Raw genomic sequence first — 13,675 nt, 5'->3', positions numbered from 1 at the left:
AGCGGCAGAGGCCGAGCTGAAGGCAAGGAGGAAGCGGCAAAAGCCGAAGCCAATGCCAGTCCCGGTAGACGCCGCAAGCTGATATGCCCTCTGTCATCCACCACCCCCAAGCTTTCCTGAAGTGGCAAGCGGGGGTCGTGAGGGCACGGGCGGCGCACCTTTACCGCGCCTGCAATGATGGACGAGGCAATTGGACTGTGACCTGTCCGAGCCGGGGCGAGCGCCTGTACTTCCCTGCCGACGATGGCAGACCACAGGAAGAGCACCGCGCTAGGCCCTCAACGCCCGTTGCCCCGCATCTGCACGTCAAGACATCGGCCCAAACGGAAGACTGGGACGCCGCTGTCCGGGGCAGATATCCGGACTTCAGATAACAGCCCTACAACCCACCATCAACACGGCTCCGGTGCAGCGATGTGCCGGGGCCTTTTTCATTCCCACAACAATGGAGACACTATGAGCGCCAGCCTCTCCGAGGCCATTAAGAACGAAGCTCTGCGGATCGGCGCTGACCCGCAAGACCTTGCCACCGTCATGTCCTACGAAACCGGCGGCACTTTCGACATCTGGCAGGCAGGCCCGACGACCAAATGGGGTCAGCATCGGGGCCTCATTCAGATGGGCGAGCCGCAGCGCCAGAAGTACGGCTACTACAAAGGCATGTCCGTGGAGGATGCCGTTCACGCCTCGGCCAACTATCTGGTCGACAGCGGCTTCAAGCCCGGCATGGGCCTGCTCGATATGTACTCCACCATCAACGCTGGCGCCCCCAGCCTCTACGACCGCTCTGACGCGGCGGCTGGCGGCGCACCGGGCACCGTTCGAGACAAGGTTGAGCAACAGATGGAGGCCCACAAGGCCAAGGCTGCATCGCTCCTCGGCGGCAACTACGTGCCGCAGGTTGCCAATCCCTATACCGACACGGAAGCGCCACAGACCAACTACAACACCTACGACCAGAGCCGCACCCCGCCGGCCCCCACGCTGGTCGATGTCACCCAGCAGAAGCGCGACGAGCAGGCACGAGGCCCGCAGCCCTACGCGACGTGGGGCGAGCAGATAAACGACAGCAACGAACAGGATTGGTTCACGGCCAAGATTTACCGCTGGGCCACCCAAGGTGCCGTTGATCCCCACGACAATGGCTGGACCGAAGACCAGTGGAAGCACATCACCGAGACCCTACCGGAACAGTACCACGACTACGTTCTTACCGGCACTTCGGAGTACAATCGTAACCTCCGGCTGAAGTACGCCACCGAGATGGCCGAGCGGGACGGCCGCATGGCTAAAGCCAGCACCGCTAGTTCCCTAACGGCGGGTTTGGTGTCTGGCATTACCGACCCGGTGATGCTGCCTTTGCTCGTCGGCGGAGAAGTCATCTCACTTGGGCGCACCGGCTTGAGCTTCGCTGGCAAGGTCTTAGGGGGTGCCCTCTTGGGTGGCACGAGCAACGCCGCGCTGGAGCTGGGGGCCAAGTACGGTCTCGATGATCCGCGTACTGACGCGCTCGCAGCGTTCGGCGTAGGGGCGCTGCTAGGTGGCCTAACGGGGCCGCTCGCTCGCAACTCGGCAACCGTGGTCGAGCGGGACATGATGACCAAGACCGGCCTCGACGCAATCGAGCAGGCCAAGGCCCGTGGTCTCCAGTCCAACACGCCCTCCGTTGCCAGTGAGGTCGGCTCTGTCGGCGCTGCCCGCAACACCCAGCTGCTGAAGCCGTTCGATCCGAACGACTGGGGGATCGATGACGCGGCTGTGGATCGCGGCTTCGGCGGCAAGGCCCGCTTCGACGTGGCCGGACAGCTCACGACAAGTGAGAACCCCCGCGCCCGGCTTGCTGGTTTCGCGTTCTTCGAGGAGAGCGCCGGCACCAAGAACCACGCCGTTCTGGACGCACCCGCGTCGGTCCGCGCCGTGGCGCTGGAGCGCAAGCTCATGGGCAACCGCAACTCGGTCTATCAGGTCGCCATGCGTGAGTATGTGTCCGAGGGAGCCTCGCTCCTCAACCCGATTGCTCGCGCCCGTAGGGCCGACGAGTTCAACCACCTCGTCAACGCCTACATGACGGACCCACACCCATCACCCAACGTGAACCCCGCCATCGTCAAGGCAGCTGGAGCCCGCAAGGCATTCTACGACGGATGGGCTGACGAGCTGGAACGAGCCTTCCCCGGCCTTCAGGTCAAGCAAAAGGGCTACTACTCGCCCAAGGTTGCGGATCACAATCGGATCTCGGAAATCGACCGCACGGTGGATGAGGAGACCATGCACAAGTTCATCGGCGAGAGCATCCGCCGAGCGCATGGAGAGATTGAGGATAGCCTTCTGAAGAAAATGGCCAAGGGCTATTGGGCCAATATCCGCAAGGCCGGCTACGGCATAGAAGACAGCATCGCCGGGGCTCTCGGCCTTGGTGACAAGCAAGGCTTCAAGGACGCTTTCAAGCGGTCCCTGAACGAGGCTGAAGGCATCGCCGACGACGACCTGGACAAGGTGTACGACCTGTTCTCGGGCGTCGTGGACGAGACCAAAAAGACTGGCGATGGCTCTAAAGGTGTTGGCTACCTCAAGCGCCGCACGGTTATGGACTACGCCTACTCGGCCAACGTCCGCACCCGCGACGGAAGCTCATTGCCCTTGAAGATGGACGACGTTTTCATTCAAGACGCCGAGTTCCTCGACCACCGCTACGCTCGCACGATGTCGGGCCGCGTTGCCTTCGCTGACACGAAGATTCGCGATCCCAAGACGGACGAGCTGATCTTCGACGGCATCCGCTCCGAGGCCGATCTGGAGAAGGTCAAGAACTGGGTTCGGGAAGGCTTCCGCCAGACCGGCAAACCCATTGCCCAAGTTCAGGCCAAGATGGAGAACGCCATCGAGAACCTCGACTTCGGCTGGAAGCGCATCAACGGCATCCCGGTCTATGGACAAGAGAAGAACTACGCCCAGTGGGTTCGCCGGCTGAAGGCTCTACAGTTCATCCGCCTCATGTCCAACATGGGTCTCAATCAGGTACAGGAGAGTTGGAAGGTGGCGGCCATGACGGGCTTCCGCGCATCCATGCAACAGCTCCCCGCAATCCGCCGGATGGTGGACGAAAGCGGACGGTCGGTCCCCAAAAGGGACGCCCTTCTGGCCGAGCTGGAGCACATGACCGGCATTGGTCTGGACGGACTGGTCGGCAAGTTCAACTTCCGCCTAGCCGACGACCGCATTGGAGCCGGGGCATCTTCAAAGCTCGCTAACGGCTTGGACGTGGCACTCGACTGGGGCCAGCGGATGACCGCCGAGGTGTCCCTTATGCGTGGCATCCATGAGTACCAGCAGAAGTGGGCGGCCAAGGCCGTGGCCCAGCACCTCTTTGACATGGCTCGCGAGACCAGCGTTGAAGGGGGCGGGTTCGACCTCTCCCGGCTGGCAGGCAAGGGCCGCGAGCGGTTGGCAACCGCTGGCATAGGCGACAGGCAAGCCGAGTTGATCTTCGGCAACCTCTTGGCCCACGCCGAGCGGGACCGAGGCAAGCTTGTGTCCCTCGGGTCGAACAAGTGGGACCCGAAGGCCGCGACGGAGTTCTCATACCTGATCAACCGCTACACGGACCGCCTTGTGCAGGCGAATGACGTGGGCGGCTTGGCCCGATGGATGAGCCACCCAGTGGCACAGCTCTTTACCCAGTTTCGGAGCTTTGTCTTGGGTGCTTGGTCGAAGTCCACCCTCTACGCGATCAACCACATGGACCCCCGCATGGCGGTCCTCTTGGTAGGTGAGCTGGCCTTCGGTACGGCAACGTTCGCGGTGCGGCAAGCTCCGCAACTGGCAACGGACGAGGGGTACGACAAGTACTTCCAGGAGACCCTCGACCCGGTGAACCTTGCGAAGAACGGCTTTGCCCGTTCGGCTACGGCTTCGGTGCTCCCGATGCTGATGGATAGTGCGCTGTTGATGACCCCGCTCGGGCCGCAGTTCGGCTCCGCTCGGGCCAGCGGTGCGCCGCAGGATGCCCTGTTCGGTGCTCCGGTCCTTGACCAGATCACCAAGGCACAAACGTTTGTGCGAGGGGCCACCAATGCGGCCTTGAGGGGCGAGGAGATGACCCAATCGCAGGCGAGGGCTGGTTACAGTGCCTTTGTCCCGATGGGAAACTTCCTGCCGTTCTCGGCAATCTTCGCTCACATGATTGACGACTTGCCGGAGCGGGCGTCCCTGCACTAGCAGAAAGAGGTCCCGGTCAAGTCGGCTGGGGCCTCCTTAAACAACGCGGCTGGAGTAGCGTATGGGCTGGGCCGGTAGTTTCTACCATCCGGACGCTCGGAGCCACTCCAGCCGCGTTACCAGACACGAAAGAGGCCCTATCGGCGCTTGCCGGGGGCCTCGACATTGTAGCGGGGGAGCTTCTGTATCTCGCGGTAAAGTGCTTTCATGGTGTTCTCGCCGTACTCGGCCGACGCGCTCCCGTCCGCGTGCCCTTGGATGGCGTCCATGTATCGATGCTCAATACCCACGTCGCGGGCAATGGTCTTGAAGCGGTGCCGCCAAGCGTGATTTGGTTGAACACGCGGGTCGGTGATCCCTACGGTATCGCGTACCCACTCGCTCACCTTGCCACGGGCATAGCCGGCTCGTGATGATCCTGCCTTACGCTGGCGCTTGCTTTCAGCATAGAACAGTGGCCCACCCTTCGACCCCGCGACCATCTTCAGCAGCCCCTGCTCAACTAGATGGGGATGAAGGGGGACAATGCGATATTCACCTGACTTCACCGACCCGGCCTCCGGCGTGATGCGAATGCAATGGACACCATGCTCGACTGTGAAGTCCTCCTTTCGCAACTGCGCTATCTCGCCAGCCCTCGCCCCGGTGTAAGCACAAATCCAAGGGAGCCATCTGTAGACGAGCCTGTTCACTGGGGACGTGTTGCCGGGTGCGTCGGGTGCCTCCAGAGCCGCCTTTAGAACCTTTACGGCCTCATCGTCCGTATACCCCGAAGACCGCTCACGAACCCGCTTAGGAACCTTGACGCGAACGGGCGAAACCGGATTTCTATCAATCTTGAACTTGGACACCCCAGCACCGAACACCGAACGTAGGGCTGAAAGGTACTTGTCGCTCACGGTCTTCGCCGCAAGCCCGCGCTCATGCCTCAAACCTTGCGTCCAGTCCGCCACGTCCTTGGAGGTCACACGGGTGGCGTCCTCGTGGCCGAGATAGGCGATGAAGTCGTCAATCTTCTGCCGATGATCGCGAGGGGTCCGCTTTGACTTCCCGTCCGCAAGGTGGTCGCGTTCCCAAAGGTCGAACAGGTCGCCGATAGTGATCCCCTTCGCTGCACTTTGGCTGGGCGCTGTCAGCTCCGGGAACCGATCCGCGTTGGGGTCAGGACGGTAGTCGCCCCTCGCCTGCCGCAGCAGTTGCTCCGCCGCTTGCCGGTAGGCGGTATGAGCTTCCTGAATTAGTCGTATCCGGCTGGCCGCGTCCGTGGCAAGGCCGTGGTCCAGCAACAGCTCGTCGGCCGTAGGACCATACCACCTTTCGAGGGCTTCGCTGTCGCCGTCCAGGCGGCCCAATAAGTTCAGAACCTCCACCCATAACTCCGGCTCACCCGGTTCCACCCGGAGGAGCGCCATCTGTCGCCGATAGAGTTCCCCGGCGAGAGCTACAAGTTGGATATGGGGAAGCGGTTCGGGGACCGCTCTAAGCGCCTTCCACCGCATAGCGACCTTTGCGGCCTCTTGCGCGAACCGTGCTTTCGCTTCTGTGGGGTCTTTGGTGCGGAGCGAGTAGAGGAGTTCAGCCTTGCCAACCTTGCGCGTCAAGTCGGCAGGAACGCGTTGTCGGAAGTAGTAAACGCCTGATTTGCTCTTTTGTGGGCTCGGCATCGGAAGGACCATGTGTAGCACCTCTGTGTAGAACCGAGGTCGCTCCAAGTCGCTGATAACGCCTACCTTTCTGATTTTCAACAGAAAAAGCTGGTGCTGCGAGAGAGGATTGAACTCTCGACCTCTCCCTTACCAAGGGAGTGCTCTACCACTGAGCTACCGCAGCAACGGGCGTCTGAATAACCGCTGACGCCTTGAATTGCAAGGCGTTGAGGGCCTTTTCGACACCATGCGCCAATTTGGTACGTTGGTGCCAATGTGGCACCGCACGGACTCTGCACACCCAGCGGCCAGCACCATTCCAGCGAGAGCTACACCATTCTTGTAACCTGTTTGGTGCCGTGTCGGTTGCGATTTAATAGAGCCCCGTACAAAGGTTTCTCTCACCCCCGCCCTTCACTCACTACCAGCGAAAGGCTCCGCGCGCGTCCTTGGCCCCGCCACGGCTCGAATTGATGCGGTTGAGAGGTTTGCTCTACCCCCGATTCCGTGGGATCGTATTGGCTGCATTGCTCGGCTCTCACTCATCAGAGAGGTACCATGGGTCTCTTTTGGAACCGCCAACCACCGGCACCCCCGCCGATCTGGGAGTACAAAATCCACACCGTTAAACACGGCATCTACTTCCATGACTTATCCACATTCGGAGAGGTCGGGTGGGAGCTGGTGTGCGTCACAGGCAAGCAACTGATCTTCAAGAGACCCCTGCCCGAGTACAGGAGGCAGACAGACCAGTGGTTGAGCGGTTGGTGGGCGACGAAAAGGGAGATGGAGGCAGAGGATGGAGACGCCTGAGATGACGGAGCGTAACTAGGGGTCTAACGGAGAATCGCGATTACTTTACGGGGCGCTTCATCCTTGGACCGTCCAGACCGGCCACCACCCCCGTGCCAGGCGGAGACCATCGACGCCCTTGTGGCCGAGCTGGAGTTGGTGAAGAAAGGCGCCGCGCTGGGTCCAGCGTCAAAGTTGTGGTCGACACCGCTCTTGCACTTGCGCGAAGAGAGGTCGCGAACCGCAAGTATGAGGCGCGGTAGGCAGCCCTAGCCCGGCATTGACGAACCGTTCGCCGCATCATGTATGATCCTGAAATGGTGAGCCGGCACTAAGTTGTCGACAATAAATCTGCGAACTGCAGTCCCGACTCCTTTTACTGCGCTGAAACCTGATTATCTTTTAGTGGGATTTATTCCCAGTGGGGGGGCATGCAATGGATGACGAAGACAGGCTGCTGAAGCGCTTGCAGGAAAGTGCCGAAGACCTGGGGAGACAGTTATCGGGTAAAAGCAATTTCCCCATCGAAGATTTCCTTGATGTTGTTGAGCTGGAAGGTCTGAGAGACACCTTCGGCATCGACCCAAAAGCTTTCACTGCGGATGACATGACCCGCATCCTGATGGTGCAAGGGCCACTCTATGCCCTTGTGGAACAGGTCAATGAACTCGATGCCGAGGGCAAGCATTCGATCGAGCAGATATTGCATGTTTTGAATCGAATGTACGTCAACGCTCAAGCTCATCTCAATGCCAAGTCGGCAATACAGCAAGTCGCGATGCAAGCCTTGGAAGCTCAGGAGCATACCCGGCCGATCCCAATCAACCCCGAGGGACCGATTGGCCAGACCATCGTCAATGCCTCGACCGAGGTCATCAACAACGTTCACGTCACGAACAACCAAATCAACATATCGCTCCTAAATGGCTGGGACGTCGATGTCCTAAAAAACCTGCGGGTCCAAATCCGCCGCCTCAGCGCCAGCGCATTTGCGGTGAACGTGAAGGTCAACACCAAGGTGATGTTCGAGGGAACCATCCAGTTCCTTTCGACTACGGCCGATCGGGTTCTGTCGGATCTCCGCGACATGGCAGCCTCGCTGAAGGAGTCCTTCGGTTCGGCCGAGGCGATCGTGAAATCATTGGATAAGGTCATCCAGTCCGGTACCAAGTTTGTCCGGCTTGTGGGGAGTCTCATCCAAGATGCTCTCGGCGATGCAGGCGACCACAAAGAGATCAAGCTGAGCCTGCGCAACGCGAACAATGCAAAAACCATTACGGCCGGGTACACACTCGCAGATGGCAAAGGTGTGCTGTGCGGGCGCAGCGGGGTGATTTATACGATTACCCCGAATGGGCAGGTTACAACTGGTACAGCCGATGGCGTCGGGATTGTGAACGGCGTTGCCGAACTACAAGACGGCAGACTCGTGCTTGCCACCAGCGATGGAATGTCTGCCTGGACGCCTCGGTTCCAAGGCGGCGGTACCGAGCATTCCCGGCTTAGAACTAAGCTTGTAGCTGTGGCAGCTCAACACTTTCAGGGCGCCGAGACGGTTGTGGCAGCCAATTCATACGGTGACCTTGACCGATGGTGGTTTCCAGGGGGCCGCCCCGACATCTTCGGTGACCAAGGCCCAACATTGCCAGGTCAAAAAAACCGGCACGGGCGCGTGATTAGTCTGCTCGTCATGGGCGAGCGTACGGTGGTTGCCCGAGAGCACGCCATTATGGTGGTGGATGGTGATTTGGAGCGCGAGCGCGAAGTCCCGTTTAACCAGTCTATCAATGCAATATGCAGGCTCAACGAGACCGAAGTCGTCATTGTTGGGGACGGCCTCGTTGCCGTCGTGGATACTCACGGATTGCCCGTCCGGCTTCTCCCGACGCCAGTGCACGCGTCCTACATCTCCGTTGTCGTGCTGGCCGAGCACCTCATCGCTGTGTGTGATGCCAAGGGGCGCGTGGTAGCAGTCGATCTCAAATCAGGCGCCGAACTGGGCGAGATCGATGTACAGATGGAGTCACGTGGCCTGATCACCGTCGGAAAATTCCTGGTCGCCTATGGGGGCGCTTGGAACGCTCAGTCGCGCGCAATGGCGTTCATTCTGTGGGAAGAAAGGATTGCGGCGCAAGTCGGTTGACCTTCTTCCACCGTGTTACAACCCCTTCGTCTGTGCATAAGGCGACGGCTTTTGCGGCGTGTCGGCCAGATAGTCGGTGAACTCACGCTCAAGCGCGGCGACCGCTTTTTCCTTGGTAGGCTCACGTCCGCGCTGGCCGCCATGCTTGCGCCAGCGGTCGTCGTGCGTGGATATCGACCAAGCCCAGGTGCCGGCGCTCGGACCGTGCTGCTCACCCATGACGCGGCCGACGCTGTCTGATCCCAGAAAGGTGGGAGCGAAATCATGCGGTCGCGCCTCTCCACTGATGACGGTCCGGTCCCAATCAAGCCAGAGCCGTGCGCCACGATCCCAAACAAACCGGACTGCCTCGACTATGGTCTCGAAAGACCAGATCGGCTCGCCGTCCTCCAGGACCTCATAGCCATCAGCCGTGGCGTCGCGGATCTTCAATCTATCAGCCGGCATGCGATCACCCCCAGTACGGCCCGTCAGTCTACCAAGCCTGCATCCTGGTATCGACGCGCATCATCGATCGCCTCGGAGACGCTGCCTGTGTCTTCTTCGATTTCCAATCTGCTAAAGCCTAGCGTTTTGGCATCGGCAAAGAGCATCTCAGTCAGCTCGGCAATCGAAGTGTCGTCGGTCTCGTGGATGTTGTTTGCAATCCATTTGAAGAGGAAATTCGTTCCGCGTGAACTCATGAGGCCAGCCCTCGGTCAGACGTCGAAGAGGTCGTTGGGGCCGTGCCCCTTTTCGTCAATGATGTCCGGTTTCCCAATTTCGTCGATGATGTCAGGCGTGTTGTTTCGCGGGCTTCCTACACGACTGCCGATAGGCCACATCTTCATGAGTTCCGACGGAAAGGGCTTCATCAAGTCTCGAGGATCTGGGTCCGGACCAAGCCAGCGCATATAATCACCAGGTGCCAGGATCACCGGCATCCTGTCATGGATGGTTGCCATCAACTCGTTCGGCTCGCAGGTGGCGATAGCGAAGGTGCGGATCAGTTCACCGGTCCCCTGGTCGGCATATTCTTCCCATATGCCGGCCATGGCGAAGGGCTCGTCATCCTTCATCGCAATTGCATAGGGCTGCTTCTTCTTGCCCGAGGCGTCCAGCTTCTGCCACTCGAAATAGCCGTCGACCGGCACCAGGCATCGGCGTGCGGCATAGGCTTTGCGGAACATGCCATTGGTCGCGATCGTCTCGCAGCGTGCGTTGACGGGCGGCGGGCGGCCTCCCCCATCACGAGCCCAGCCCGGGACCAGCCCCCATTTGGCAGAGACGAAGCCAGCCATGGAGGTTGAGAGCTCTTCGCGGATGATGATCGGATAGCTCAGGCTCGGCGCACCGTTCCAGATCGGGAAGCCATTACCCATGCGTTCGACCTCCCCAGGATGGGCGAACTCGAACCGCCGCACCATGTCAGGGATTGTCGACTTTACGAAAACGCGTCCGCACATAAGCTCGATCGCACCTATCACGTTGAGGAAGACCAAAATGGGAACGGAATGCGAACGAGTCAAGCATTGTTGATATTAGCGCAGGCGTTGGGCGCGTCAGGGCCTTCCGCCTTCGCGATGGTCCATGGCCTCGGCAATGACCTCGAAGACGCTGGGTACTTCCTCGCTGATCTCGGTCGTGGCGATGCCGGCCTTGTCGGCCGCTTTCATGGCTTTGTCCGCAAGGTCGCTGATGACGATCGGATCATCGGTCACGGTTTCGGGCAGCTGCTCTGCCATCCATTTGTCGAGGAAATTGATGCCGCGTGTGCTCATGAGGCAAGAATCCCCTCGAAACACTTAGGTTCCGTCGTCCCGCAAATCCTGCACCGAAGCATGGCGCAGCTTAGCCTCGCCGCGCAGATATCGCACTCGGGCCGTCATGCCAGGTCCGACCCACTCCACCATCGGGCCGACCACCGCCGTCGGCACGCCAGCAGGCGGTTGACCCTTGCGCACGCGCGCCATCAGCCGCTCGCGCTGTGCCTTGGTCAGCGCAATGGTGGCAGGACCAGCATATTTGCCGTCGCGTGCCATCAGCCCGACCGTCTCCTTGCCCGGCTCGCGCTTGATGCCCAGCAGGTCGAACTCGCCGTATTCCCAGCATTTAGTCTTCACCCAGATGTCCGACGGCCCGCTGCGGTAGGAGCTGCCCTGGCGCTTCGACACGATGCCCTCAAGGCCCATCTTCTCAACCGCTTCGTAGAACTCGGCGCCGCCGCCCAGGACGTGCGCGCTGTATTGGATGATGCCCTTGGCTGGCTTGATCAGATCCCACAGGATCTCCTTGCGCTCGATCGCCGGCCGCTGGCGCAGATCCTCATCGTTTAGCCACAGGATGTCGAAGGCAACATAGGCGAGCAGCTCAGCGTTCCAGGTCATGCGGGAGTGCATCGCGTGGAAATTCGGCCGGCCGTCAGGCTCTGGCGCGATCATCTCCCCGTCGAGAATGAAGGACTCGGCCTTCAGCTGCTCGGCCGCGGTCACCACAGGCCAGTAGCGCTTAGACCAGTCGTGCCCGTTCCTGGTGAAGGCTCGAACGCCGGCCCAATCCCGGATCAGCTCGGTGCGAAAGCCGTCGTATTTGATCTCGTGGAACCAGTCGTCGCTGACGGGCGGCTCCAAAACGAGCTCGGGCTCAACCGGTTTGATGAACTTCAGCCGATCTCCGGCGTTACGCATACTCGTACCCCGCACGGCGATTCAAGTCGTTGGGCCCCTTAAGGTTCCGGGCATTTTAGGCGAATTGTATGATGGAGTCGTTGATGACCAAGCTTTCCGATCTTCCCCGCCGAACAGGCCGCCTCAAGGCGGTAGACGGCTCGCCGGTGCGCGCGGAGCTAGTGACGGAGATCTGCCCGGTCTGCGGTCAGGCGATCGACATGAGTGATATCGGGCAGCTGCTCTGGCACTCCACGGAAGACCATGAGCCGATCGAGCTGGACTCGTGACATGTGAGTTCCATGCCTCTTGAAATAGATAAACTCCAGTGGCACTGAGTATGCAGGGCATTGGGGGAAACATCATGAGCCGTCTACTCGTAAACATACTTGGTCTGATCAACGGCGTCATCGCCATCATCCTGATCCTCGCCGGTCTCAGCCTGGGCACCACAATCCTGCCGAACAACCCCAATGCTATCGTCCTCGGCCTTGCAATGGGCGTCTGTGCGGCTGCGATCTTCTGTGGCGGCCTAGCGGCACTGCTGCTGATCGAGAGCCATCTGCGTCTCATGGCAGACGATTTGCGCGAGCATCAGCGCGTTGAGGCCTGGAGGGTCAAGCAGGCCAAGATTGCAGCCAAAGCCGAAGCTGCTGCTACGAAGGCGGCAGCCAAGGCGGCGGCGAAGGCCGCGCCTGTTGTATAGAGATGAGCGACGTTGAAGCCGCCGGCGCCGGGCATAAAGGCTTAGGGAGGTTCAATCATCCTGTGCCGGGATCAACTCAAGCTCGGCAGGTGGGATGCCTTTTTGCAGCTGGCCAAGCCGCAGTTCATCGACCCAATAGGCCTCACCGTCGATTAACACCCGGGCCTCGTAGGACCCACCTGAGAAGCGCTGCGCTGTGATGTAGACCTTATGGCGATCGAGCGCTGTGCGAACTGCGGCTCGCTTTGAATTTTGGCTGGTGACGGAATCGGCCATTGGAACTCGGAACTCTTGACGGGATACACGGCGCTTCAATTTGCTCGCGCTCGACTGGTTCCCGCGCGTCGAAATTATGATCATCAACCATCCGGCGCCGAGCATCGGCGTAGCAACATCGCGCGCACGTTGACATGCTATCGTCGATAGCATATCGGTCGATGCTATCAGACGATAGCAACGGAGTTTGAACCGATGGGCGCAGGGCATTCCAAGGCTGGCAAAGCCAGATTGACGAAGATGACGGCAGCAGCTCGCAGCGAGGTCGCGCGGGCCGGCGCCTTGGCGAGATGGGCTAAGGCCGACCCAGCCAGGGCAAGCCTGCCGAAGGCCATTTACGGGGCGGATGATCGGCCGCTTCGCATCGGAGAGATGGAGATCCCGTGTTTCGTCCTCGAGGATGAGCGCCGGGTTCTGATCACCGGCGGCATGCAAGACGCGCTGCGGATGGCTCGCGGCGGGTCGATGGTAGCGGGCATGAGTCGTTTCGAGCTTTTTGCCTCCGGGGATCGCATTAAGCCGTTCGTTTCCAACGAGTTGATGGAGCGATTCCGCAACCCGATTTTGTTCCTCACGCCGACAGGCCAGCGCGCGCATGGATATGATGCCGACATCCTTGTCGAACTGTGCGAGGCGGTGCTTGCGGCGCGCGCTGCCGGGAAGCTGCAAAGGCAGCAGATGACCATCGCGCAACAATGCGAATTGATCATGCGTGGCCTTGCTCGGGTCGGCATCGTTGCGTTGGTCGACGAAGCCACGGGTTTTCAAGAGGTTCGCAAGCGCGACGCCCTCCACAAGATCCTTGAGGCCTATATCTCGCCGGAGCTTTTGAAGTGGGCGAAGCGGTTTCCCGATTCCTTTTACCGGGAAATGTTCCGCCTTCATGGTTGGGACTATGACCCGGAATCCGTCAGTAGGCCCGGTGTCGTCGGCAAGTTCACCAACACGTACATCTATGAGCGGCTCCCGCCTGGCGTGCTGAGTGAGCTTCACACCATCAACCCGAAGGACGAGCACGGCAGACGCCGCAATCGCCATCACCAGTTTCTGACCGAGGACGTCGGCAATCCCCACCTGGAACGCCAGATATCCGCCACCACGGTTTTGATGCGCGCGTCGGATGACTGGCCGAGCTTCAAGCGCCTTTTTGCCAAGGCCTTTCCGAAATCTGGTGATCAGATCGAATTGCTCCCGGAATAGTTGCTGAACGCAAAAAAGACCCCCACCGGCCGAAGCCGGTGGGGAGACT

Annotated in this window: 12 protein-coding genes and 1 tRNA gene; 5 read left to right on the top strand and 8 right to left on the bottom strand. The window is 60.2% G+C overall.

Annotated features, from left to right (window positions below):
* Positions 1 to 456 precede the first annotated feature (456 nt).
* On the top strand, positions 457 to 4,218 hold the full coding sequence (locus EOB49_RS17295; RefSeq protein ID WP_127381680.1) for a hypothetical protein: 3,762 nt from the start codon (positions 457 to 459) through the stop codon (positions 4,216 to 4,218).
* Positions 4,219 to 4,355: 137 nt separating this feature from the next.
* Here EOB49_RS17295 and EOB49_RS17290 read toward each other — a convergent pair whose 3' ends face one another.
* Both EOB49_RS17290 and EOB49_RS17285 read right to left on the bottom strand, forming a co-directional pair.
* On the bottom strand, positions 4,356 to 5,894 hold the full coding sequence (locus EOB49_RS17290; protein ID WP_127381679.1) for a DUF6538 domain-containing protein: 1,539 nt from the start codon (positions 5,892 to 5,894) through the stop codon (positions 4,356 to 4,358).
* Between the two features lie 79 nt (positions 5,895 to 5,973).
* A tRNA-Thr gene (locus EOB49_RS17285) sits at positions 5,974 to 6,048 on the bottom strand.
* A 1,044-nt stretch (positions 6,049 to 7,092) separates the two neighbouring features.
* On the opposite strand from EOB49_RS17285, the gene EOB49_RS17280 reads away from it, so the two are divergent.
* Positions 7,093 to 8,799, top strand: a complete 1,707-nt coding sequence (locus EOB49_RS17280; protein ID WP_127328751.1) for a hypothetical protein — start codon at positions 7,093 to 7,095, stop codon at positions 8,797 to 8,799.
* A gap of 15 nt (positions 8,800 to 8,814) precedes the next feature.
* On the opposite strand, the gene EOB49_RS17275 is transcribed toward EOB49_RS17280, so the two are convergent.
* The 5 genes from EOB49_RS17275 to EOB49_RS17255 form a co-directional block, all read right to left on the bottom strand.
* Complete coding sequence (locus tag EOB49_RS17275; protein ID WP_206526116.1) at positions 8,815 to 9,231, bottom strand: hypothetical protein; 417 nt, start codon at positions 9,229 to 9,231, stop codon at positions 8,815 to 8,817.
* A gap of 38 nt (positions 9,232 to 9,269) precedes the next feature.
* Entirely contained in the window at positions 9,270 to 9,482 is a 213-nt protein-coding gene (locus EOB49_RS17270; RefSeq protein WP_127381678.1) for a DUF768 domain-containing protein, read from the bottom strand.
* Between the two features lie 15 nt (positions 9,483 to 9,497).
* Entirely contained in the window at positions 9,498 to 10,244 is a 747-nt protein-coding gene (locus tag EOB49_RS17265) for an SOS response-associated peptidase (protein WP_127328748.1), read from the bottom strand.
* A gap of 96 nt (positions 10,245 to 10,340) precedes the next feature.
* Positions 10,341 to 10,559 (bottom strand): DUF768 domain-containing protein, encoded by a 219-nt coding sequence (locus EOB49_RS17260; RefSeq protein ID WP_127328747.1) that lies wholly within the window; start codon positions 10,557 to 10,559, stop codon positions 10,341 to 10,343.
* Positions 10,560 to 10,583: 24 nt separating this feature from the next.
* Positions 10,584 to 11,465, bottom strand: coding sequence for an RNA ligase family protein (locus EOB49_RS17255; RefSeq protein ID WP_127381677.1), 882 nt, complete (start codon positions 11,463 to 11,465; stop codon positions 10,584 to 10,586).
* An 83-nt stretch (positions 11,466 to 11,548) separates the two neighbouring features.
* Between EOB49_RS17255 and EOB49_RS17250 the strand changes: the two genes are divergently transcribed.
* A complete protein-coding gene (locus EOB49_RS17250) occupies positions 11,549 to 11,734 on the top strand; it encodes a hypothetical protein (protein ID WP_127381676.1) in 186 nt (61 codons plus the stop codon).
* A 74-nt stretch (positions 11,735 to 11,808) separates the two neighbouring features.
* Positions 11,809 to 12,150, top strand: a complete 342-nt coding sequence (locus EOB49_RS17245; protein WP_127381675.1) for a hypothetical protein — start codon at positions 11,809 to 11,811, stop codon at positions 12,148 to 12,150.
* 51 nt (positions 12,151 to 12,201) lie between these two features.
* Here the strand turns inward: EOB49_RS17245 and EOB49_RS17240 are convergent, their stop codons facing one another.
* Positions 12,202 to 12,426: a hypothetical protein gene (locus EOB49_RS17240; RefSeq protein WP_127381674.1), complete on the bottom strand. Its 225-nt coding sequence runs from the start codon at positions 12,424 to 12,426 to the stop codon at positions 12,202 to 12,204.
* A 195-nt stretch (positions 12,427 to 12,621) separates the two neighbouring features.
* On the opposite strand from EOB49_RS17240, the gene EOB49_RS17235 reads away from it, so the two are divergent.
* A complete protein-coding gene (locus EOB49_RS17235) occupies positions 12,622 to 13,626 on the top strand; it encodes a P63C domain-containing protein (RefSeq protein WP_127381673.1) in 1,005 nt (334 codons plus the stop codon).
* Positions 13,627 to 13,675 lie beyond the last annotated feature (49 nt).

It is taken from the genome of Mesorhizobium sp. M7A.F.Ca.MR.148.00.0.0 (assembly GCF_003997735.1).
Taxonomy (GTDB): domain Bacteria; phylum Pseudomonadota; class Alphaproteobacteria; order Rhizobiales; family Rhizobiaceae; genus Mesorhizobium.
This window is presented reverse-complemented; position numbering and strand designations above follow the sequence as displayed.